The following is a 22,467-nucleotide window of genomic DNA, read 5'->3' as shown; positions in this document are numbered from 1 at the left end:
ATTGAGTTCGCGGCCGCAGTTTCGCCGCACGAGTTTTCGCGGCGCACGCAGTGCCCGCGCAGGGAGTAAGCCAGAGATGGCCGATGAGACCAATGACAACAACACCCCCGACTTCGACGAGACTCCGGCGCAGCCGGTAGTCGAGGACACGACCGCCGCGGACGCGCCCGGCGACGATGCGACGGACGGTGACACGTCCGCGGAGAACGGGCCGGCCGAGACGGCCACCACGGACGCCGCATCTGCCGATTCCGCCGAGCCGGGCTCCGCCGTGATCGCACCGGAGACATCGGACTCGGAGGGTGACGCACCCGCTTCCGAAGCACCCGCTTCCGAAGCACCCGCTTCCGACGCACCCGCTTCCGACGCACCGACGGACGAGCCGGCGCAGTCCGCATCCGGGCCGGAGACGCCTTCCGAGCCGGAGACGCCCTCCGGGCCGGAGACGCCCTCCGAGCCGCAGCGGGTCACGGCGGTGACGCTGGGGCTGCTGCCCGAGGTCTTCGTGTCGAAGGTCTCGACGCAGCTGCACTTCTACGCGCCGGAGGTCACGCCGCTTCCCGCGCGCGCCGATGACGACCAGGACGAGGACGACGACCGCGGCTCGCGCCGCGGCCGTCGCCGCCGCGGCGGATCGGACGACGACGGCCGCGACGAGCCGCGCCAGCGGCAGCGCCAGGTCGAGTACATCACCGAGCCGAAGGCGATCAAGGGATCCACCCGCCTCGAGGCAAAGAAGCAGCGCCGCCGCGACGGCCGCGATGCCGGCCGGCGCCGTCCGGTGGTGACGGAGGCGGAGTTCCTCGCCCGTCGCGAATCCGTCGACCGCATGATGGTCGTGCGCGCCAAGAACGGCCGCACCCAGATCGGGGTGCTCGAGGACAACGTGCTCGTCGAGCACTACGTCGCCCGCAACCAGGACGCCTCGCTGATCGGCAACGTCTACCTCGGCCGCGTGCAGAACGTGCTGCCCAGCATGGAGGCGGCCTTCGTCGACATCGGTCGCGGCCGCAACGCCGTGCTGTACTCCGGAGAGGTCGACTGGGACTCGGTCGAGACCGGCAACCAGCCGCGCCGCATCGAGCTCGCGCTCAAGCCCGGCGACCGCGTGCTGGTGCAGGTCACCAAGGACCCGGTCGGGCACAAGGGCGCTCGCCTGACCAGCCAGATCTCATTGCCGGGCCGGTACCTGGTGTACGTTCCCGGCGGCTCGATGAACGGCATCTCCCGCAAGCTCCCCGACAATGAGCGCGCCCGCCTGAAGCGCATCCTCAAAGAGGTGCTGCCCGAGTCCTCGGGAGTGATCGTGCGCACGGCCGCCGAAGGCGCCACCGAGGAGCAGCTGACCCGCGATGTGCAGCGTCTCACCGCGCAGTGGGAGCACATCCAGAAGCAGGTCCAGTCGCAGCAGGCGCCCACGCTGCTGCACGCCGAGCCCGATCTGCTGGTCAAGATCGTGCGTGACGTCTTCAACGAGGACTTCACGAGGATGCTGATCCAGGGCGACGACGCACAGCACACGATCCGCGGCTATCTCGAGGGCGTCGCGCCCGATCTGCTCGAGCGGGTCGAGTCGTACACCGACGAGGTCGATCCGTTCGACGCGTTCCGCATCACCGAGCAGATCGAGAAGGCCCTCGACCGCAAGGTGTGGCTGCCCTCCGGCGGATCCCTCGTGATCGACCGCACGGAGGCGATGACCGTCGTCGACGTGAACACCGGCAAGTTCGTCGGCTCGGGCGGCAACCTCGAGGAGACCGTCACCAAGAACAACCTCGAGGCGGCCGAGGAGATCGTCCGCCAGCTGCGCCTGCGCGACATCGGCGGCATCATCGTCGTCGACTTCATCGACATGGTGCTCGAGTCCAACCGTGACCTGGTGCTGCGTCGCCTCATCGAGTGCCTCAGCCGCGACCGCACGAAGCATCAGGTCGCTGAGGTCACCTCGCTCGGTCTCGTGCAGATGACCCGGAAGAAGCTCGGTCTCGGCCTGCTCGAGACCTTCAGCGAAGCGTGCGAGGTGTGCGCGGGCCGCGGGGTCATCGTGCATCACGACCCGGTCGTCAAGCACCGCGGCGGGCCGTCGAACGGCGGTCAGGGCCGGCGCTCACGGGGAGGCCAGTCGGCGCCTGCTCCGCAGCAGCAGGCGGCTGCCGGCACGAACGGCGGCACGCACAGCATCACCGAGGGCGCCAAGTCCGCGCTCGCTCAGATCGCCGCATCGACGATCGTCTCCAACGTCGACACGCAGCTCGAGATCGCCGAGCGCCCCGAGGTCGATCGTCCTGTCGCAGAGCCGGCCGAGCGTCCCAAGAAGGCGCGCAAGAAGCGCAACTCCGATCGCAAGGCGCCGAAGACCGAGGCGGAGCAGCTGCTCGACTCGGTGCTGGACGCGCTGCCGGAGCCCAAGGCGCCCGGGCAGGGCCGCAACCGTCGCCGCGTCACGACGGCCGCCCTCACGGTCACTCCGACCGTGCGACCGGAGTCCTCAGCGCCGGTCGCGGGCGGGGACGCGCAGTCCTGACGCGATCAGCCGCCTGACGAGCTCCTTGCCGCCGACGTGCACGGCACCGGCGGCGAGGAGCCTGGTCAGCATGTCGGCGGGCACATCGTAATGGTCGAGGTCGAAGGCGCGGGCGGGGACGCCCTGCGCCGCGGCGAAGGCATGCAACTCGTCGAGGCTCTCGTCGCTGATCAGATGCGACCACAGCCGCCCGTGCGCCGGCCAGATCGGATCGTCGACGAGAACGGTCATGTCGCCGAGCTTAGGCCCGCGACCCGCATCCGGGCTCACTTTGCGGCATGGCCCGGCATCCGGTAAAGTTGTCCTTTGGTGCGCGACCCCTGTCGGCTCTCCCAGTCGTTCAGGACAAGTCTTGCGTCCGCACCCGTCGCGCAGGCGTCGTACGCAAGCAACAGTCTTCCCGTGAGATTCCCGGAGCCGAAGCGCTCCCCAACGAAACAGGTATGAAGTGGTTTACGCAGTAGTGCGCGCCGGTGGCCGGCAGGAGAAGGTCGAGGTCGGCACGATCGTTCAGCTCGACCGTGTTCAGGCTGCCCAGGGCGAGAAGATCGAGCTGCCCGCCGTGCTTCTCGTCGACGGTGCCACGGTGACCACCGACGCTGACACGCTGGCGAAGGTCACCGTCACCGCCGAGGTGATCGGCGACCTCCGCGGCCCGAAGATCATCATCCAGAAGTACAAGAACAAGACCGGTTACAAGAAGCGTCAGGGCCACCGCCAGGAGCTCACGCGCGTCAAGATCACCGGCATCAAGTAAGCACGGAAGAGGCTGAACAATGGCACACAAGAAGGGTGCGAGCTCGACCCGCAACGGTCGTGACTCCAACGCACAGCGACTCGGCGTGAAGCGCTTCGGCGGCCAGACCGTCAACGCCGGCGAGATCCTCGTCCGTCAGCGCGGCACGCACTTCCACCCCGGCGTGAACGTCGGCCGTGGCGGCGACGACACGCTGTTCGCCCTCGCCGCGGGCGCGGTGGAGTTCGGCGCGAAGGGCGGCCGCAAGGTCGTCAACATCGTCGCAGCCGCGCAGTAAGCGCAGCGTACTTCCTCGGACGGGGCGGGCTTAGGCCCGCCCCGTCCGTGCATTTTCCGCCGGCACGAACCTTGAGGAGAACCGGTCATGGTCACCTTCGTCGACACCGTCACCCTGCACCTGCGTGCAGGCAAGGGCGGCAACGGCTGCGTCTCGGTGCGCCGTGAGAAGTTCAAGCCGCTCGGCGGACCCGACGGGGGCAACGGCGGCGACGGCGGCGACGTCGTGCTCGTCGCCGATCCGCAGGTGACGACTCTGCTGTCGTACCACCACTCACCGCACCGTCACGGGGGCAACGGCGGCTTCGGCATGGGAGACCTGCGCGCCGGTGCCGCTGGGGAGACCCTCGAGCTTCCCGTTCCGGTCGGCACCGTGGTGAAGACCCCCGAAGGTGCGGTGCTGCGCGACATGGTCGTGCCCGGCGAGCGTTTCGTCGTCGCCCCGGGTGGCCGCGGCGGGCTCGGCAACGCGGCGCTGGCATCGCCGAAACGCAAGGCACCGGGCTTCGCGCTGCTCGGCACGCCCGGATTCGAGGGCGACGTGGTCCTCGAGCTCAAGACCGTCGCCGACGTCGCGCTGGTCGGCTATCCGTCCGCGGGCAAGTCGAGCCTCATCGCGGCGATGTCCGCCGCACGGCCGAAGATCGCCGACTACCCGTTCACCACCCTGCATCCGAACCTCGGCGTCGTCCAGGCCGGCGACAGCAGGTACACCGTCGCCGACGTGCCGGGTCTGATCGAGGGCGCCAGTGAGGGCAAGGGGCTCGGTCTGGAGTTCCTCCGTCACGTCGAGCGGTGCACCGCGCTGCTGCATGTGCTGGACTGCGCGACTCTCGAACCGGGCCGTGACCCGCTGAGCGACCTGGACGTGATCCTCGCCGAGCTCGCGGCCTATCAGGTGCCGGAGGGCCAGCTGCCGCTGCTGGAGCGCCCGCAGCTGGTCGCCCTGAACAAGGTGGACGTCCCCGAGGCGCGCGATCTGGCAGAACTGGTGCGCACCGACATCGAAGCCCGCGGCTTCCGCGTGTTCGAGATCTCCACCGTGTCGCACGAGGGCCTGCGGGCGCTGAGCTTCGCCCTGGCGGAGATCGTGGACGAGCACCGTGCCGAGGCCGCCGCCGAGGCGCCCCACGAACGCGTTGTGATCCGCCCGAAGGGCGCACAGGCGCAGTTCACCGTGCGCCTCGAGGGCGGCAGCTACGGCAACTTCTACCGCATCCTGGGAGAGAAGCCCGAGCGCTGGGTGCAGCAGACCGACTTCCAGAACGAGGAGGCCATCGGCTATCTCGCCGAGCGTCTGGAGCGCATCGGCGTCGAGGACGCGCTGTTCCGCGCCGGTGCGACCGCCGGGTCCACCGTGATGATCGGGCCCGGCGACGGCATCGTGTTCGACTGGGAGCCCTCGATCTCGTCGGCGGCCGAGCTGGTCACGGCGCCGCGCGGCACCGATGCGCGCTTCGACCGCAGCACGCGCCGCACCACCAGCCAGCGCCGCGAGCAGTACCACGAGCGGATGGACGCGAAGGCGGCCGCCCGCGAGGAACTGGAGGCGCAGCGCAGGGCATCCCGCGAGGGCGAGGAATGACCGCGCGGACCAGAGGCGAGCTCGCCAGGGCCGAGCGGATCGTCGTGAAAGTCGGTTCGTCGTCGATCAGCGGCGAGTCCTCCTGGCGGATCCCCATGATCGTTCAGGCGCTGTCGACCGCGCACCGCCGCGGCGCCGAGATCATCCTCGTGTCCTCCGGAGCGATCGCCACCGGCATCCCGTACCTGGACCTCGACGCGCGCCCGACGGACCTCGCGACTCAGCAGGCAGCGGCGGCCGTCGGCCAGAACGTGCTCGTGTTCCGCTACCAGGAGGCGCTGCGGCCGTTCGGCATCGTGGCCGGCCAGGTGCTGCTGACCACCGGCGACCTCGAGAACGCCACCTCCCGCAGCAACGCCCGCCGGGCCATGGAGCGGCTGCTGTCGCTGCGCATCCTGCCGATCGTGAACGAGAACGACACCGTCGCGACCCAGGAGATCCGCTTCGGCGACAACGACCGTCTCGCGGCGCTGGTGGCTCAGCTGCTGAACGCCGACGCGCTGGTGCTGCTCAGCGACATCGAGTCGCTGTACACCAGACCGCCAACCGATCCGGCCGCCGAGCCGATCGACGTCATCCCCGCCGATGCCGACCTGGCAGGCCTGGAGTTCGGGGCGACCGTCGTCAACAGCGTCGGCACCGGAGGCGCCGCGACCAAGGTGTCGGCGGCCCGCATGGCGGCCGCGTCCGGGATCGGCGTGCTGGTGACGAGCGCCGACCTCGTCGCGAAGGCGCTCGACGGCGCTGAGATCGGCACGTGGTTCGAGCCGGTCGTGCACGGCTGAGCATCACCCGTCCTGCCCGGCGTCACGGCGCCCGGCTGCGGCACGCCGCGCCGATACACTGACCGGATGAGCACCCCGACCGAGGCACCCGTCGACACCGCCCAGGAACGTCTGGCCCGCGCGAAGGATGCCTCCCGCGCCGTCGCGCAGCTCACCAGCGGACGCAAGGCCGACGCTCTCGAGGCGATCGCCGCCGGGATCGAGCGCGACGCCGCGCGGATCATCGCGGCGAACACCGCGGACATCGAGCGCGGGCGTCGGGACGACATCGGCGATGCGCTCATCGACCGCCTCCGGCTGGATGAGAAGCGGGTCGCCTCCCTGGCATCCGCCGTGCGTGACGTGGCGCTGCTGCCCGACCCGATCGGTCAGGTGGTGGGCGGGCACCGGATGCCGAACGGCGTCGCCCTCGAACAGGTGCGCGTGCCCTTCGGCGTCGTCGGGGCGATCTACGAGGCGCGGCCGAACGTCACCGTCGACATCGCCTCTCTCGCCCTTCGCGCGGGGAACGCCGTGGTGCTGCGCGGCGGCAGCGCGGCTCGCGAGTCGAACACGGTGCTCGTGGACGTGATGCGGACCGCCCTGCAGAGCGCCGGCGTCACCCCTGAGGCGATCCAGACCGTCGACGACTTCGGGCGCGACGGCGCCAGGGCGCTCATGCACGGCCGCGGCTTCGTCGACGTGCTCGTGCCGCGGGGCAGCGCCGCGCTGATCGAGACCGTGGTGACCGAGTCGACGGTGCCCGTGATCGAGACCGGTGCCGGGGTGGTGCACATCGTGCTCGACGAGTCAGCGCCGCAGGACTGGGCGCGCGACATCGTCGTGAACGCCAAGGTGCAGCGTCCGAGCGTGTGCAACGCCGTGGAGACCGTGCTCGTCCTGCGCCAGGCCGCGCCCCAGTTGATCCCCGTCGTGGTCAGCGCCCTGCAGAGCGAGGGTGTCGCGATCCATGGCGACGACATGGTGGCCGGTCTCGTGCCGAACGTCATCCCGGCGACCGAGGAGGACTGGTCGACCGAGTACCTCAGCATGGACATCGCCATCAAGGTCGTCGACACGCTCGATGATGCCCTCGATCACATCCGCCGCTACAGCACCGGACACACCGAATCCATCATCACCACGGACTCCCGCAACGCGGAGCGCTTCCTCGCCGAGGTCGACTCCGCCGTGGTGATGGCGAACGCGTCGACGCGGTTCACCGACGGCGCGGAGTTCGGCTTCGGCGCCGAGGTGGGCATCTCCACCCAGAAGCTGCACACGCGCGGACCGATGGGGCTCGCCGAGCTGACCAGCACGAAATGGCTGGCGCGGGGCGCCGGTCAGATCCGCGGCTGAGGACTAGAATGGACAGGCGTTTGCTTGCACGCTCAGAAATGGAGTCACGATGAACCTCGTCGCACAACTCGCGATGGCCGCAGCCGAGGCGGAGCACCATGGGAACGTGGCTGCCGACACGGTGATCTACGGCCTCATCGCGGCGGCTGTCTTCGCGGCGCTGGGTCTCGTGACCCTGTCCTACCGCAACGTCGCCAACCGTCACTCGGCGAAGGCCGAGGCCTGGGCCGAGAAGCACGGCAGGGACGGGCACAGCCACTAAGGCGCGCATGCACGATTCCACCGCGAGGGCACCACGCATCGGCGTGATGGGTGGCACGTTCGACCCCATCCACCACGGCCACCTGGTCGCCGCGAGCGAGGTGGCGCACTCGTTCGACCTCGATGAGGTCGTCTTCGTGCCGACGGGAGAGCCGTGGCACAAGCAGCGCGTGTCGCCCAGCGAGCACCGATACCTCATGACGGTGATCGCCACGGCGTCCAACCCGCGCTTCACCGTCAGCCGCGTCGACATCGACCGTGAGGGCACGACCTACACGATCGACACGCTGCGCGATCTTCACCGTGAGCGTCCGGGTGCTGAGCTGTTCTTCATCACCGGCGCGGACGCCGTGGCGCAGATTCTCAGTTGGAGGGACCATGATGAACTGTGGGATCTCGCCCACTTCGTCGCCGTCTCGCGCCCCGGACATGTGCTCAGCACCGATGGTCTGCCCACCGAGAACGTGAGCCAGCTCGAGGTGCCGGCGCTGACGATCTCATCGACCGACTGCCGGGAACGGGTCTCCGAGGGGGAGCCCGTGTGGTATCTGGTTCCCGACGGGGTCGTCCAGTACATCGCGAAGCATCATCTGTATCGGAGCAAGGCATGAGCACATCGGATCAGGACGGAAACGGGCAGCTGACGCGCAAGCAGCTGCGTGAACTCCGGCTGACCGGTTCGACGCCGGTCATCAGCGACGAGGAGGCGACGACTGCGGCACAGGCGGCACCCGTGCCTCCCCGCGCCGCTGAACCCGCCGTCGCCGAGCCCGCCGTCGCCGAGCCTGCCGTCGCCGAGCCCGCCCCCGAGCAGGTGCCGGTCGACGCAGCCGGCGTTCCGCTGACGCGCCGCCAGGCCCGTGCCCAGGAGCGCACCCGTACCGCATCGGCACCGTCGCCGGAGCAGCCGGCTGAGGGGGATGACGACGACGCGGCTCAGTCGGGCCCGCAGGAGGACCCGCCGGTCGCGGAGACTCCGGAAGCCGCCGCATCCGATGCGGAAGAGCACGAGTTCGCGCCCGAGGAGGAGGCGGCGATCGTCTCGGAGGTTCCCCGGTTCGACCCGGCGCCCGCCGACGACGCCGCCGTGGCGGCCTCGCCCGATCTCGATGCGGCGCCGGCCGAGGACGCGGAGTTCGAGCCGGTCACCGACGAGGCAGCACCCGTCGTCGAGGTTCCCATCAACGAGCAGGATGCTGCTGAGCAGGATGCTGCTGACGCGGACACCGCTGACGAGGTCCTCTCGGGAACGGACGAGGTCATCGTCGAAGACGCCGACGTCGCCGAGCCCGCCGTTGACGACGTGGCGCCCCGTGGCGCCGCTGCTGCCACGGAGACGGCGCCGGAGCGTCCCATGGTCGGCGCGGCCTTCGGGCTCGGCGTCAAGACGGCGGATTCCGCACAGAGCTTCCCGCCGCTCTTCGACGCCATCCTGGAAGGCGACTCGACCGGCTCGCACCACACCGCCCCGAGCGCCCTGATCTTCACCCATGCTCCTGGTGTGGGCTCGCTCTCCGGCCCGGTCGCGTCCACCGGCGAGCTGCTCATCACCGGCACGTACGAACTGCCGGAGGGCCTCGGCTCGCGTGGACATGCCCTCGGTGTCGCCGACGGCAAGGACATCGACGCCGTGCTCATCGACGGCGAGCTGGCACCGGCCTCGTCACCCACCCCCATCGCCGCGAGTTCCGCGGTCAGCACTTCGAAGCCCGCAGGCGAGGTCATCCGCCCGCCTGCGCCGGAGAAGGGCAACAAGCTCATGCTCACCCTGGCGGTCGTCGCCGGTGGTCTCGCGCTCGCGCTGGCCACCGTGCTCATCATCGCCTTCACCACGAACCTCTTTGGATGATGCAATCACGTGACACCGCAGTCGACATGCTCCAGATCGCCGCGCGTGCGGCCGACGCGAAGGGCGGCGAGGATCTCGTCGCGCTGAACGTCTCAGAGCCGCTCCCGCTCGTCGACATCTTCCTGCTCGTCACCGGCACCAGCGAGCGCAACGTCGCCGCGATCGCCGACGAGATCGAGGACAAGCTCATCGAGGCCGGCCACAAGCGCGTACGCCGGGAGGGTCGCGCCGAGGCGCGCTGGGTGCTGCTCGACTTCGGCGACCTCATCGTGCACGTGTTCCACTCCGAAGAGCGCGTGTACTACGGGCTGGAGCGGCTCTGGAAGGACTGCCCGATCGTTCCGATCGACCTTCCCGTCGACACAGCGGGGGAGTGACCCCCCGCCGCGGTCACTCCTGACGTCGCGTGCCGACGCCGGGCTCGTCGTTCGTCTCGGAGATGTCCGGGATCTCGGCCTCGTCGTCCGGGTCGACCTGCACCGCATCGGCGGCGCCGGAATCGGCTCCCGCCCCCCCGGCCGGCACCTGGCCGACATCGGCGTCGCCGTCGGCTCCGGCGGCGATGCGGTCCGCCTCGACGCTGTCCACCATGTCGGGGTCGGCGTCGGGATCGAGCACGGTCTCGCCGTCGACCTCGCGGGTCGCCAGATCCTCGTCGGTCGCGGCATCCGGATCTTCGGGCAGGTAATTGGGGGTGGGGTTCGACATCTCGGTTCCTCTCGCTGGAAGTGCAGAAGACGCTATCCCGGCGCGGGGGTGGAATCCGAGCGGGTTGACGGCAGCCCGCGCTGTCGCTAGCGCTGCGCCTCGATGGTCGTGATCGCTGACACGCCCGGCCGCACAACAGCGGACCGTCGATTCGCATCCGTCTCGAGCCGTGTAGTAAGCTGAGGGAGTTGTCGCGGACGCCGCGGACAGCATCTGGGCCTGTGGCGCAGCTGGTAGCGCACCTGCATGGCATGCAGGGGGTCAGGGGTTCGAGTCCCCTCAGGTCCACCAAAACTCTCGGTAAAACACCGATCCTTCACTCCCTGATCACGGAGTTGGAGTGTTTGGTCGTTTACTGGACACTTCACCTGGTCGCCGTAGCGCGTTCGACGCCATGTGGACGGCGACGTCGCGCGGTGTCAGGTCGATCGCCCGGGAGAACTCGCGTTCTCGAAGGCCTTCATTCGCGGTCGTCGGGCGCTCTGGCCGCACAAGGGCGAGTTCAGCTGGACTTCCTCCGGACGACCTCCGAGCGGGTCGGCAGCAGGACCGTTTCCGGATCGTCGCCAGCGGCTGCCCGGGCGACTTCGCGGGCCAGCGCCCGCACGAAGTCACCGACGTCCGCACGGACGGTCGACAGCGCGGGCACGGCGAGCGGCCCGAGACTATGGTTGTCGACACCGACCACAGCCAGGCGCTCGGGGACCGCCACGCCCAGATCTGCTGCGGCGGCAAGGACGCCGAACGCCACGACGTCGTTGTAGGCGCACATGCCCGAGATGTCGGGATGGGTGTCGAGAAGGGTCGAGAGCGCGCGAACGGCGCCATCCCTGTCCGCAGGCACGGCAAACCGCACCGGGTCGGGGAGACCGAGGCGTGTCGCTGTCCGCGTCACTCCGACCCAGCGCAGGTCGGCGGTCGGCTTGAGGTCCGGCTGCTCCGGCGCGGCGAATGCGAGCGTCGTTCTGCCTTGGGCGGTGAGGTGCTCGACCTGCGCTTCGGCGGCGCCCGCGATGAAACCGTCGAGACCCGGGAACGCCGGCAGAACAGGCACCGAGAACTGCTGTCGCAATTGCAGGAACGCCTCGTCACTCTCGCGCGCCGACGAGAGCACGACGGCCGGCGCAAGATCGATCGACGCCCCCTGCGCCTCGGAGTCCCCCAGCTGCCACACCAGATGAAGGCCCGACGCGGACAGTGCGTCGCCGAGACTCGTGATGATGTCGGCGGCCACGAAGTCCGAGGCGTGTTCGAGGCCTGGCGTGAACATCAGCACCAGCCGGCTCTTCGCGCCGCGCAGGAGCCGCGCGGGCCCATACGGCCGGTAGCCGAGACGCTCCGCTGCCTCGTGCACGCGCTGGCGCGTGGGCTCGGGGATCTGCTGACGCGGATCGCCGTTGAGAACGTAGCTCACCGTCGCTCGCGACAGGCCCGCCTCGCGTGCCACATCGGCGCTCGTCACCCGCTTCTGCATCGCCACCCTCCTCGGTGCGATCGATTCGTCTCGGTCACTCTACTGACAAGATTCAGTTGCACGTGTCAAAAAAGTCGTTGACACGTGCAAGTAGGTCGGTTTAGCATCCCAACACCGGGCCAAAGAACGTCCCGGACCCGACACCTGGAGGTCCCATGCGATCCAAGATCGCCGTCATCGCCGCCGGCGCCGCCCTCGCACTCGCGCTCGGTGGATGCTCCGGCACCAGCAGCAGCAACACCCCCTCCGGGGACGACAACGGTCCCCTCGAGATCTCGTTCCTCACTGGCTCGGCCGAGGGCACCGGCAGCGCGTTCACCATGGACGCTCTCGTCACCGAATACGGGAACGACACCACGCTCTCCATGGACTACCTCGGTGCCGACATGGACCAGAAGATCCAGCTGATGGCATCCCAGGACGCCCTTCCCACCTTCTTCCAGGTGGGTACACCGTCGCAGATCGTCGAGCTCTACGAGACAGGCAAGATCGTCGACCTCGAGCCCGTGCTCGAGGAGCTCGGCGTGCTCGACAAGCTCAATCCGCTGTCGGTCGACATCATCAAGAACCTGTACGGCGGGCACCTCGTGGGTCTGCCGCTCGAGGTCGCGATCGAGGGCTTCTGGTACAACGAGCAGATCTTCGCCGACAACGGCATCGAGATCCCCGAGACGTGGGACGACCTCGCCGACGCGGCCGAGCAGCTCGAGTCCGCCGGCATCCAGCCGTTCGCGACCGCGGGCAAGGCAGGCTGGCCCGTCACCCGTCTGATCAGCGGCTACATCTCCCGTGACCTCGGACCCGACGCGCTTCCGGCGATCGCAGACGGCAACGCCGCTTTCACCGATCCGGAGTACGTCGAGGGTGCCGAGGTCATTTCGGGCTTCGCCGAGGCCGGGTACTTCGGTGAGGCGCCAGACGCGCTCGACTACGGCCCCGCCGAGGATCTCTTCCTCCAGGGCGAGGCCGCGATGTACTACATGGGCTCGTGGGCGATCTCGAGCTTCGAGGACGAGGAGCGCAGCCTCATCGGCGCCGACAACGTGGGCTGGTTCCCCGTCCCGAACGTCGACGACGGCGCCGGTGATTCGGCCCAGACCCCGGCGAACGTCGGTCTGCCTATGGCAGTGACCGCGAAGACGCTGACGCCGCAGGTCAAGGAGTTCCTCACGTTCCTCGTCGAGAACTACGGCGATGTCGCGATGGAGAATCTCGACCTGATCACCGGCTTCGCCACGGACGTGGAGCCGGAGTCGGCGCTCGTCTCCGAGACGCTCGAGCGGGTGAACTCGACCAGCGATTCGATCGGGTGGTTCGAGTCGATCCAATCCTCGAAGGGCACGACCGCATCACAGGAGGGCGCGACCGCGCTGGTCGGAGGCACCTTGACGCCAGAGCAGTTCATGAAGCAGGTGCAAGCGGCGCAGGAATAGGCCGTACCGCTTCGAGGGACCCGGAGCGCCTTCACGCTCGGGGTCCCTCCCGCCTGTAAGGAGATTCCCATGGACAAGGTTCTCGGCGATCGTCGTGCGATCTTTCTCTTCATCGGTCCAGCGCTGCTGCTGTACACCGTCATCATGCTGGTGCCCATCGTCTGGTCCACCGGCTACACCTTCGTCGAAGGCAATCCGATCTCCGGGTACGAGCCCGTCGGCTTCGACAACTACGTCGCCCTCATCGGCGACCCGGCCTTCTGGCAGGCCACCGGATTCAGCGTCAAGTACGCCGTCGTCGTGACGATCGCCCAGGTAGCCGCCGGCCTCGGGCTCGCACTGCTCTACGTGTTCTTTCTGCGCAAGTCATCGGCGATCGTGCGTACGCTGGTGTTCTTCCCGATCGTCCTCCCGACCGCCGCCGTCGCCCAGTTGTTCGTGAAGCTCTTCGAGCTCGTGCCCCAGCGCGGCCCGGTCAACACGTTCGTGGAGTGGATGGGCTTCGACGCGGTGAACTGGCTCGGGCAGCCCGACACCGCTTTCGTCATCCTGGTCGTCATGGACGTGTGGCGCTCGATGGGGTTCTACGCCGTGCTGCTCTACGCCGGGCTCGTCACCATCCCCGAGGACGTCATCGAAGCGGCGCGGCTCGACGGCGCGCACCGGTGGACCCTCGTGCGGCACATCGTGCTTCCGTTCCTGCTCCCGGTTCTCGTGTCGGCTCTGATCTTCAGCATCAACGGAAGCCTGAAGGTGTTCGATTCGGTCTTCGCCCTCACGGACGGCGGTCCGAACGGCGCCACGACGCCGCTGACGCTCGCGATGTTCCGCACCTCCTTCTCGTACATGGAGTACGGCTACGGGTCGACCATAGCGATGGCACTGACTCTCTTGAGCCTCGTCGTGACCGTCGCCATCTTCCGCGGAGCCCGAAAGGACGTCACCGTATGACCGCCGTCATGGAACCAGAGGCCGGCGTCGCCGTGCCCGAAGCGCTGGTCAGCCCGCGTCGCCGGCGCATCACCGTCGGAACGGTTCTCGCCGCCCTCGGAATCACCGCCCTCATCCTCATCGAGGTCGTGCCCCTCCTGTGGCTTTTGTCGTCGTCGCTCAAATCGCCGGCCGAGTTCAGCAGTCAGCCGATGTGGGCTCTTCCCGAGGTACCGTACTGGCAGAACTACGTCGACGCGTGGACGCGCGGAAACATGGACGTCTATATCCGCAACAGCATGCTGGCGACCTTCCCCGCCATCGCGCTGCTACTCGTCACCGGAGTGATGGCCGGCTTCGCGCTGGAGGTGCTCAAGTGGCGTGGCCGCAACGCGGTGCTGCTCACCTTCATCATCGGCCTCATGGTGCCGCTGCAGATGATCCTGTTGCCGCTGTTCTCCATGTACTTCCGCGCCGGCCTGCTCAACAACCCCCTCGCTCTGATCCTCACCTACACCGCCACTGGGCTGCCGCTCACCGTCTTCATGATGGCTGGCTACTACCGCTCGGTGCCGAGGGAGATCATCGAGTCCGCCGTCGTCGACGGTGCCAGCATCTACCGTGTGTTCTTCTCGATCACGCTGCCGCTGCTGCGCAACGCCATCATGACGATCGCGATCGTGCAGTTCTTCTTCTTCTGGAACGATCTGCTCTTCGCCCTGACGTTCATGACGACGAACGATTCGCGCACGATCCAAGCGGGTCTGCTGGCCTTCATCGGACAGTTCGGCCAGACCGAGTGGGGTCCGACTTTCGCGTCGATCTGCATCTCGATCATCCCGACCCTGCTGATCTACGTGATCCTCAACCAGCGCGTGATGCGGGGTCTGACGGACGGAGCCGTGAAGGGCTGAGTCAGAGCACGAAGAAGGGGCGGGCCGGATCGGTCCACCCCTAATTCGTGCTCGGAGGACGTCAGTCGTAGTCTTCGATGCGCCACTCCTCTTTCCAGTCGATGTACGCCATCGAGCCGTCGAAGCGCAGCGGCAGCCATACATAGTCTGCCGTCGACGTGTCGATCGTGGTGAGCTCATCCATCGGCTCCACGTCGCCGCCTTGCTCCTGACCGAAGTGCACCTCGAATGCCTTCAGCGCTGCGCTCGAGTCCTCGGTGTAGTGCGGCAGCCAGCGGTCGCCGATGGCGATGTACAGATCCTTCTTGAACGGATGCTTGAACACGGAGGAGATCTGCGTGCGGAACGACGTGTGGCTGGGGTCGTCGACGTGCGGGTCGCCGAGCACCGTAAAGGGCCCGTGGTAGCTGGGTGCGACGGCGATCTCGGAGGGGTTCGGGTAATACCCCGTCGTACCTGATGTGATCAGGTAGTGCAGACCGTCGCGCGTGAAGTACGACGGAGCCTCTCGCACGAACGGGGGTTGGCGGCGCGGGAAGTGCGTCGAGTAGTACCCGGTCACGTCGGTGTAGTCGTCCGTGAGATCCGCGCAGATCAGCTCGCTGTGTACGCGCCCGAAGTAGTAGTAGCCCTTGCCGTCCGTCGGGTCGACGACGAGATCAAAATCGCCGGCGTTCATGCCGAGCGGCCGCAGCCACGAACGCACAATCCGGTACGGGCCCAGGATGCTGTCCGCTTCGAGCACCGTGGAGCGCTGCGTCGGCTCGCCCGGCGTCATCACTTTGATCCAACACACGAACTTGCGGGTGCGCTCGTTGTAGATGATGTGCGGGCGATCGAGGTACTGGGCCGGGTGCAGCGGGGAGGACTCGTCGTCGAGGTCCGGCGGGATGATGAGACCCCGGTCTTCCCAGTTGTAAAGGTCCGTCGACGAGTAGCAGCGCACTCCGTAGTGCCAGATGCCGCTCCCAGGAGTCGACTTCTCCTTGTTCTCGCCGTACCAGTAGAAGACGCCTTCGACCATGATGATCGACCCGCCGTGGGTGTGGATGCGCTCGCCCTTGGTGTCAAGCCAGACCTGGCCAGGGGTGATCGAGCTGCGCGTGGTTTGCAGCATCCGAATCCTTTCGTTTCATTTGAGCAGGTGCTTGGTCCGATGCTACTGGCACGTGTAACCTGCTGTCGAGCTTTTCCTAACAAGAGAAAGTTGGACCTCATGGACGACGGTGTTCAGCAGTCGATCGCGCCGCGATCCATCGAGGAGACGCTCGACGCGGCGCGCCGTCACTCTCCTGATCCCTTCCCGGACGATGTCGCGGCGGCGACGGATCGGACGTGGTACTACCTCCCGGGCGAGTATGAAGCCGGGGCTCTGCACCGGATCGTGCGGGAGTCGGATGCTGTCGCCCGCTACTCCGAGTACGCCACGAACTATCGACAGCCGGGCGAGGAGCTCCGACTCGAACTCGGACTGCGTCCGTCGGACGAGCCGGTGCGCCTGGCTGTGCACGGCCGGCTGGAACTCGTATCCGCGACGGTCGCCGACACTCTGATCGACGGTGAATCGCTCATCGTCACGGCTCCGGACGGCGGAACGGTCACCCTCCGCATCTCGCCGCTGCCCGGTGCGCCGGCCGCGTTGGCCGTGCCTGACGGAGCGCCGCTGAGGGGTCCGATGCTGGCCCGATCGGCCGAGGGCCGGAGTGTCCTGCTGCAGTCGCGGCGCGGGAATGCAGTCCCGCCGCACCTCGCGCCCGAACCAGTCGTGAAGCTCCGGCTGCTCGACGCGGACGGGCTCTTGGAGGCACCGGCCGAGATTCTCGCGCGACCGGTCGTCACGGTCGCGTCCGCGCCCATGCTCGCGACCGGGGAGAGCCGTGAGGAGGCGCTGGTCGCTCGCGGCTCAGATCAGGAGGATGATCATGAGGTCGTGGGGGAGGGGCCCGGGCGCTGGACGACGCGCCACCCGGTCGCGATGCGCTACCTGCACGTCGACCGCCCGGTAGACGAGGCGTCCGCCCTGGCGCACATCCGCCCGATCCGGCACCGCGGAGCATTCGTGTGCTCGGACGAGCGTCTCTCGCGCATCTGGGCCGTGAGCGCCTACACGCTGCGTCTGTGCATGCAGACTCTGGTGGTCGATGGGCTCAAGCGCGACCGGATGCCGTGGGTCGGCGACCAGGCGATCTCGGCGCTCGCGAACGCATTCGCCTTCGGCGACGGTGAGATCGCCCGCGACAGCCATCTCGCCCTCGGCCGTCCGACGCACGGATACGTCAACGGGATCTCCGATTACTCCCTCTGGTGGGTCATCACGGCCGACATCCTCAAGGAGTACTTCCCTCGGCCCGACGACCCGCTCCCCGACCTGACGGAAGACTTCGTCGCCCGGCTCCTCGCACAGGCGGATGCCGATGGACTCTTCGCCCCGAGCATGACGCACGACGGTTTCACCGCCACGAACGACGGGTCGGTCCTCATCGACTGGGGATACGAGACGCCTCCCGGTGAAGTGTCGACAGCGCTGCAGATGTTATGGGTCTGGGCGCTCTCATGCGCAGGGCGGACCGCGACGGGGGAGTCGGCGGATCGCCTCGCCCGTACTCGGGCTCAGGCGATGTCGTCGCTTCACGCACGCGCATGGGACGTGGAAGCAGGAGCGTGGCGGGCATGCGTCGACGGCGTTTCCGCGCCCGACTCCTATGCCAACTTCCTCGCTGTGGCAGCGGGGATCACAGACCTCGCCGAAGAGCCCGGAGTGCTCGCGGCGTTCGAGCGACAGCGCGGACGCACCCCGTATATGCAGACGGTCCTGCTGCGCGCGATGCTCGCCGGCGGTCAGCAGAGCGCCGTCCTCGATCGGATCCGACGGGACTGGGGCGAGATGCTGACGCCCGAGAGCACCACCTTCTGGGAGGAGTTTCCCACTCCGGGGGAATCCTCCTACGCCATGTATGGCCGCCGGTTCGCGCGTAGCCTGTGTCACGCCTGGGGTGCCGGGCCTGCGGCGCTCCTGCCGGAGGCCGTGTTCGGCCTCCGGCCCTCGGTCCCGGGGTGGCGGCGCTTCGAGGTGTCTCTCGGTGAGGTGGCGCTCGAGTGGGCGGCTGCCGTCGTGCCGAGCGATCACGGCCCGATCGGCATCCGAAAAGTCGGCGATCTGCTCGAACTCGACATCCCTGAGGGCTGTGTGGCTGTCGTCCAAGGCCAGGAACTGACGTCGGGAACTCACCGCGTCACCCAGGCCCACTGAGTCCTGGAAGCAGCGCCCGCGATCAACCCTGCCCTGGTCGTGATGTCGGGTGAAGCTGGCCGGCGCGTTGCCAGAACTCGGCGTGGCGTCGGTCGGTCAGGCGTGGGTCGCGTAGGTCCAGAAGTCGCTCAGCCAGCTCGGTGTGCCCGGACCACCGCCGCGTTGCGTGAAAAACACGGCGATCGATCGGGCCGATGGAACGATGTGAGCCGAGGTCCCGGTGCCGCCGACCCAGCCGTAACGGCCGGGGACATGCCAAGGCTGGCTCGGTTCGACATCGACCGTGCCGCCGAAGCCCCAGCCCTGACCGTCCAGGAACAGCTGCCCGATCTCGCGCTGTGCGGGCGTGAGATGGTTCGTGGTCATCTGGCGCACGGCTTCGGCGGAAAGCAGCTGTTTCTCGGCGACGTGTCCTTCGGCGAGAAGGAACCGCGCGAAGGCGTACCAGTCGTCGATCGTGGACACCAGCCCGCCATGGCCGAGGGGGAAGGTCGGCGGCCTGCTCCAGTCGCCGTCCGGGCCGTCGACATGCTCGATCCGGCCGTCTGCATCGTAGAGATAGAAGGTCGTCATCCGGTCCCGCTTCGCCGCCGGCACGTGGAATCCGGTGTCGACCATGCCCAAGGGCTCGAACAGGCGCTCGGTCATGACATCGGCCAGCGACTGGCCGGTGACCCGCGAGATCAGAATGCCCTGCAGCACCGAGCAGGTGTCGTACAACCAGGCTTCGCCGGGCTGGTAGAGCAGCGGCACCGCAGCCAGCTCGCTCAGCCATTCCTCCTGGGTGGCGGGATACAGGCTGAGCCGCCGGCCGTCACGCTGCACGGAGAACAGCGCTTGCACCGCCGGATAGCTGAAATCGGACGGCCAGCCCCAACCGGCACGCGACGTGAGCAGATCGGACACGGTGATCGGCCGAACCGCCGAAACCACATCGTCGAGCGCACTCTGCGGCGTACGGGCGACCATGGGCGCGGCCATCTCGGGCAACCACTGCGCGATCGGATCGTTCAACCCGATCCTGCCGTCGTCCACCAGCATCATCACGACGGTCGCCACGGCCGTCTTGGTGATCGAAGCAACCCGGAAGATCGAATCCCGGGTCATCGGACTCGTTCCCTCGATATCCCGCGAACCGGCAACAGCAACCTCGACCCGATCACTCGAGCCCACCAACGCCACCGCACCCGGCAACGTCCCGTCAGACACGTACTGCTTCAGCAACGACTCCAGACCACTCACTGGAAACCCTCCGTTCCGGACCCCGCAGGCCCCCCGTAGTTCATGGCACAACCGTGGCAGAACCCACACCGCATGGATCTGCGTCGGAGACGAGGACCCTAGTGATTGCGATCTACAATCAGTTGATGGGACTCTAGAAGAAGTGATAGTGGATTGCAACCAGTACTCGGGGAGAGGCGTCATGGTGAGCGCACGGTCAGGATGTCCGATCAACGCCGCGGTCGAGGTGCTGGGCGATCCGTGGGCCATGCTGGTGCTGCGCGACATCATGTTCGGCGATCGCCGATACTTCCGGGAATTGCTCACGGGGTCGGAGGAGGGCATAGCCAGCAACATCCTCAGCAGCCGGCTCAAGCAGCTGACCGCCGCCGGACTGCTCACCAGGGAGGATGCCCGCCGCGGGCAGCGGGCGATGTACTCCCTCACCGAGGCGGGCATCCAGACGCTGCCGGTCATGGTCGCCCTGGGCAACTGGGGCCTCGCCAATCGCGGCGGTGTCCGGCGGCTGCGCGTTCGTGCCGAACTCCTGCGCGACGGTGGACCGGAACTCGTCGAGGCGATGATGGACGAACTCCGTGAGGCACACCTCGGCATCCCGCTGCCTGCCGGAATCGCGCGCGCGAGCGAACAGCTCCACGCCGCATACGACAACGCCACTCGCTGATCAGCCAGCCCGGTGAGGCTGAGCGGAACCCCCGCGACGCATCGCGGGGGTTTCGTCGTCTCACGCGGTCGCCTTTCAGGCGAACACGGTCATGCCGTAGAGCACGAACACGAGCAGATGGGCGGCGCCGTGGACGGCGTTCACCCGGCGGCCGGAGAACGTGGCGATCGTCAGCAGCAGCGTCACGCCGAGCAGCACCAGGTTGACCGGACGCTCCGCCAGCACGACCGGCTGGCCCGTCAGCAGTCCGATGGCCAGCACGGCCGGGATGGTGAGTCCCACGGTCGAGACGAGCGCGCCGTGGCAGAGGTTGCTCACGCGCTGGATCTCACCGCCGTGCGCCGCGCGGATCGTGGTGATCGTCTCGGGCAGGAAGACGATCATCGCGATCAGGACGCCCGAGAGCGCGACGGGCGCACCCGCCCGCCCGAGCCCGTCGTCGAGCAGGGTCGCCATGTCGTGCGAGAGCAGCACGATCGGCAGCACGGTGGCGATCAGGAGTGCGGTTCTGAGCAGCAGCTCGGGGCGGTGCCGCGCCCACGTCTCGCCGAACGGCGCGTGGGTCGCGCCCCCGCCGGATTCCGGCGCGGTTCCGGCCTGCGCGCAGGTGAGGCCCTGTTCCCAGGCCGGGGGCTTCTCCTCGACGAAGTCGCCGCGCTGCGCGCCGGTCTGGCGCCACAGGAAGAACGCGTAGAACACCAGGGTCAGCACGACGAGGGGGATCGACTGAGCCGGCGTGTATCCGCCTCCGGCTCCGATCAGACCGGGCAGCGCGAAGGCGACCGCCAGCAGCACGACGAGCACGGCGATGTACGTCGAGACTCCGGTGCGATTCGCGCGAGCCCTCGGATGCCGCAGGCCGGCGATGAGCAGCGCGGCGCCGATCACCAGGTTCAGGATGATCATCGCGACGGCCATCACCGAGTCGCGGGCGATCGTGGCGTGCTCGCCGGGACCGAGCATGACGGCCGCGATGAGGATCACCTCGATCAGCACGATCGACAGCGTCAGCACGAGCGTGCCGTACGGGTCGCCCAGGCGCTGCGCGAGATGCTCGGCCTCGGTGACGACGCCGAAGGCGCACACCACGATCACCACGACGATGCCGGTGAGCACCATCCACAGTGCCCAGGCCGGCAGCGGGGCCGCGAGCAGCGGGGCCGCGAGCAGCACCGCGAGGAACGATCCCCAGCCGAGCCCGAGCCGCAGCAGCGCGGTGCGGGTGAGGACGCGAGGGAGAAGCGAGGAGGAGGTGCGCACGGGCGGTGTCCGAATCTGCGGGGTCGTCCCCGCGCACGATCTCACCGACGGGTCGTCCCGTGGGGCTGCTGGTCCGTCCAGGGTATCCGGACCGGAACATCTGTGCACCCCGTGACGTTGAGAGCCATGTGAGCATCCTCGACAGCGTGGTGATCGGCGCCGGACAAGCGGGCCTGTCGTCGTCGTACCACCTGAAGCGCGTGGGTGTCGAGCACGTGGTGCTCGATGCGAACGATCGACCGGGTGGGGCGTGGCAACACCGCTGGGATGCGCTGACGATGCGCGATGTGCACGGGGTGGCCGAGCTGCCGGGCGACGTGCCGCCGGCGCGCACGGCGCAGCGCGCCAACCTCGTCGTACCGGGATACTTCGACCGCTACGAGCGGGCACACGACCTGCCGGTGATCAGACCGGTGGTGGTGCACCGGGTCACCGATGACGACGGCATCCTCGTCGTCCACACGGATGCGGGTCGGTGGCGCACGCGAACGCTGGTGAACGCCACCGGCACCTGGACCCGTCCGTTCCTGCCGCACTATCCGGGTATGGAGACGTTCCTCGGCGAGCAGCTGCACACGGCGGAGTATCCGAGCCCCGCGCACTTCCGGGGCAAGCGGGTGCTCGTCGTCGGCGGCGGCGCCTCGGCGGTGCAGTTCCTCGGGGCGCTGGCGCCGATCACCGACACCCTCTGGGTCACCCGCCGCCCGCCGGTGTGGCGCACCGACGACTTCACCCCCGAAGCCGGCGCGGCCGCCGTCGCACTCGTCGAGCAGCGGGTCGCGCAGGGGCTGCCGCCGGAGAGCGTCGTGAGCGTGACCGGCCTGATGCTGCGCCCGCAGGAGCGCGAGGCCGAGAGGCTCGGCGCCTATGCGGCCCGCCGTCCGATGTTCGCGCGGATCGAACCCGACGGCGTCCGCTGGGCGGACGGCTCGTTCGAGCGGGTGGACGTGATCCTCTGGGCCACGGGGTTCCGCCCGGCGATCGCGCACCTGGCGCCGCTCCATCTGCGCAGCGCCGAGGGCGGCATCCGACTCGACCGTCACGGCAGGGGCACGACAGCGGTCGCCGATCCCCGCGTCCAGATGGTCGGGTACGGCCCCTCGGCGAGCACCATCGGCGCCAACCGCGCCGGGCGCACCGCAGCCAAAGGCGTCCTGCGCCGGCTCTCCCGTGCCGCGGTGCCCGCGAGGAGTGCGGCACCCATCGGCTGACGGGCC

The 22,467-nt window shown here is 68.3% G+C and carries 22 protein-coding genes and 1 tRNA gene; 17 read left to right on the top strand and 6 right to left on the bottom strand.

The genetic code is table 11. The features are described from left to right. The first annotated feature begins 76 nt into the window (after positions 1–76). Positions 77–2,524, top strand: a complete 2,448-nt coding sequence (locus ACFWH5_RS10695; protein WP_378834524.1) for an Rne/Rng family ribonuclease — start codon at positions 77–79, stop codon at positions 2,522–2,524. Here ACFWH5_RS10695 and ACFWH5_RS10690 read toward each other — a convergent pair. Beyond that, positions 2,489–2,755: a DUF4031 domain-containing protein gene (locus ACFWH5_RS10690; RefSeq protein WP_378834522.1), complete on the bottom strand. Its 267-nt coding sequence runs from the start codon at positions 2,753–2,755 to the stop codon at positions 2,489–2,491. The two genes, ACFWH5_RS10695 and ACFWH5_RS10690, sit on opposite strands and share 36 nt — an antisense overlap. A gap of 217 nt (positions 2,756–2,972) precedes the next feature. Here ACFWH5_RS10690 and rplU point away from each other — a divergent pair, with 217 nt between their 5' ends. From rplU to rsfS, 9 genes are all read left to right on the top strand, one after another. After that, positions 2,973–3,281: a 50S ribosomal protein L21 gene (rplU, locus tag ACFWH5_RS10685; protein WP_378834521.1), complete on the top strand. Its 309-nt coding sequence runs from the start codon at positions 2,973–2,975 to the stop codon at positions 3,279–3,281. Between the two features lie 19 nt (positions 3,282–3,300). Then, the gene (rpmA, locus tag ACFWH5_RS10680; protein WP_378834520.1) at positions 3,301–3,558 is read left to right on the top strand and encodes a 50S ribosomal protein L27; all 258 of its coding nucleotides are present in this window, start codon (positions 3,301–3,303) and stop codon (positions 3,556–3,558) included. A gap of 87 nt (positions 3,559–3,645) precedes the next feature. After that, complete coding sequence (obgE, locus tag ACFWH5_RS10675) at positions 3,646–5,142, top strand: GTPase ObgE (protein ID WP_378834518.1); 1,497 nt, start codon at positions 3,646–3,648, stop codon at positions 5,140–5,142. Then, on the top strand, positions 5,139–5,927 hold the full coding sequence (gene proB / locus ACFWH5_RS10670) for a glutamate 5-kinase (protein WP_378834516.1): 789 nt from the start codon (positions 5,139–5,141) through the stop codon (positions 5,925–5,927). The genes obgE and proB overlap by 4 nt, the downstream gene beginning before the upstream one ends. A 66-nt stretch (positions 5,928–5,993) precedes the next feature. Next, on the top strand, positions 5,994–7,265 hold the full coding sequence (locus ACFWH5_RS10665) for a glutamate-5-semialdehyde dehydrogenase (protein WP_378834515.1): 1,272 nt from the start codon (positions 5,994–5,996) through the stop codon (positions 7,263–7,265). A gap of 49 nt (positions 7,266–7,314) precedes the next feature. Next, the gene (locus ACFWH5_RS10660) at positions 7,315–7,527 is read left to right on the top strand and encodes a hypothetical protein (protein WP_378834514.1); all 213 of its coding nucleotides are present in this window, start codon (positions 7,315–7,317) and stop codon (positions 7,525–7,527) included. A 7-nt stretch (positions 7,528–7,534) separates the two neighbouring features. Further along, positions 7,535–8,137 (top strand): nicotinate-nucleotide adenylyltransferase, encoded by a 603-nt coding sequence (nadD, locus tag ACFWH5_RS10655; protein ID WP_378834513.1) that lies wholly within the window; start codon positions 7,535–7,537, stop codon positions 8,135–8,137. Then, complete coding sequence (locus tag ACFWH5_RS10650; protein ID WP_378834512.1) at positions 8,134–9,375, top strand: hypothetical protein; 1,242 nt, start codon at positions 8,134–8,136, stop codon at positions 9,373–9,375. The genes nadD and ACFWH5_RS10650 overlap by 4 nt, the downstream gene beginning before the upstream one ends. After that, positions 9,375–9,752, top strand: a complete 378-nt coding sequence (gene rsfS, locus ACFWH5_RS10645) for a ribosome silencing factor (RefSeq protein WP_378834813.1) — start codon at positions 9,375–9,377, stop codon at positions 9,750–9,752. Before ACFWH5_RS10650 ends, rsfS begins: the two co-directional genes overlap by 1 nt. A 13-nt stretch (positions 9,753–9,765) precedes the next feature. Here rsfS and ACFWH5_RS10640 read toward each other — a convergent pair whose 3' ends face one another. Then, positions 9,766–10,083, bottom strand: a complete 318-nt coding sequence (locus ACFWH5_RS10640) for a hypothetical protein (RefSeq protein WP_378834511.1) — start codon at positions 10,081–10,083, stop codon at positions 9,766–9,768. 215 nt (positions 10,084–10,298) lie between these two features. Here ACFWH5_RS10640 and ACFWH5_RS10635 point away from each other — a divergent pair. Further along, positions 10,299–10,374, top strand: a tRNA-Ala gene (locus ACFWH5_RS10635). Between the two features lie 211 nt (positions 10,375–10,585). Here the strand turns inward: ACFWH5_RS10635 and ACFWH5_RS10630 are convergent. Then, positions 10,586–11,557 (bottom strand): LacI family DNA-binding transcriptional regulator, encoded by a 972-nt coding sequence (locus tag ACFWH5_RS10630; protein ID WP_378834510.1) that lies wholly within the window; start codon positions 11,555–11,557, stop codon positions 10,586–10,588. A gap of 155 nt (positions 11,558–11,712) precedes the next feature. Here ACFWH5_RS10630 and ACFWH5_RS10625 point away from each other — a divergent pair, with 155 nt between their 5' ends. From ACFWH5_RS10625 to ACFWH5_RS10615, 3 genes are all read left to right on the top strand, one after another. Continuing rightward, on the top strand, positions 11,713–12,990 hold the full coding sequence (locus tag ACFWH5_RS10625; protein WP_378834508.1) for an ABC transporter substrate-binding protein: 1,278 nt from the start codon (positions 11,713–11,715) through the stop codon (positions 12,988–12,990). Positions 12,991–13,059: 69 nt separating this feature from the next. Then, entirely contained in the window at positions 13,060–13,941 is an 882-nt protein-coding gene (locus tag ACFWH5_RS10620) for a carbohydrate ABC transporter permease (RefSeq protein ID WP_378834507.1), read from the top strand. After that, the gene (locus ACFWH5_RS10615; protein WP_378834506.1) at positions 13,938–14,834 is read left to right on the top strand and encodes a carbohydrate ABC transporter permease; all 897 of its coding nucleotides are present in this window, start codon (positions 13,938–13,940) and stop codon (positions 14,832–14,834) included. Before ACFWH5_RS10620 ends, ACFWH5_RS10615 begins: the two co-directional genes overlap by 4 nt. Before the next feature lie 61 nt (positions 14,835–14,895). Here the strand turns inward: ACFWH5_RS10615 and ACFWH5_RS10610 are convergent, their stop codons facing one another. Next, the gene (locus ACFWH5_RS10610) at positions 14,896–15,951 is read right to left on the bottom strand and encodes a family 43 glycosylhydrolase (protein WP_378834505.1); all 1,056 of its coding nucleotides are present in this window, start codon (positions 15,949–15,951) and stop codon (positions 14,896–14,898) included. A 99-nt stretch (positions 15,952–16,050) separates the two neighbouring features. On the opposite strand from ACFWH5_RS10610, the gene ACFWH5_RS10605 reads away from it, so the two are divergent. Then, positions 16,051–18,084, top strand: a complete 2,034-nt coding sequence (locus ACFWH5_RS10605; protein WP_378834504.1) for a hypothetical protein — start codon at positions 16,051–16,053, stop codon at positions 18,082–18,084. A gap of 96 nt (positions 18,085–18,180) precedes the next feature. Here the strand turns inward: ACFWH5_RS10605 and ACFWH5_RS10600 are convergent, their stop codons facing one another. Continuing rightward, on the bottom strand, positions 18,181–19,326 hold the full coding sequence (locus ACFWH5_RS10600; RefSeq protein WP_378834502.1) for a serine hydrolase domain-containing protein: 1,146 nt from the start codon (positions 19,324–19,326) through the stop codon (positions 18,181–18,183). 181 nt (positions 19,327–19,507) lie between these two features. Here ACFWH5_RS10600 and ACFWH5_RS10595 point away from each other — a divergent pair, with 181 nt between their 5' ends. After that, the gene (locus ACFWH5_RS10595) at positions 19,508–19,990 is read left to right on the top strand and encodes a winged helix-turn-helix transcriptional regulator (protein ID WP_378834501.1); all 483 of its coding nucleotides are present in this window, start codon (positions 19,508–19,510) and stop codon (positions 19,988–19,990) included. 75 nt (positions 19,991–20,065) lie between these two features. Here ACFWH5_RS10595 and ACFWH5_RS10590 read toward each other — a convergent pair whose 3' ends face one another. Next, positions 20,066–21,250: a calcium:proton antiporter gene (locus ACFWH5_RS10590; protein ID WP_378834500.1), complete on the bottom strand. Its 1,185-nt coding sequence runs from the start codon at positions 21,248–21,250 to the stop codon at positions 20,066–20,068. Positions 21,251–21,378: 128 nt separating this feature from the next. Between ACFWH5_RS10590 and ACFWH5_RS10585 the strand changes: the two genes are divergently transcribed. Next, positions 21,379–22,461: an NAD(P)-binding domain-containing protein gene (locus ACFWH5_RS10585; RefSeq protein WP_378834499.1), complete on the top strand. Its 1,083-nt coding sequence runs from the start codon at positions 21,379–21,381 to the stop codon at positions 22,459–22,461. Positions 22,462–22,467: the final 6 nt, after the last annotated feature.

The organism is Microbacterium sp. NPDC058345, from assembly GCF_042723855.1.
Taxonomy (GTDB): Bacteria; Actinomycetota; Actinomycetes; order Actinomycetales; family Microbacteriaceae; genus Microbacterium.
Note: the sequence above shows the minus strand (reverse complement) of the source record. Positions and strands in the feature narration are given on the sequence as shown.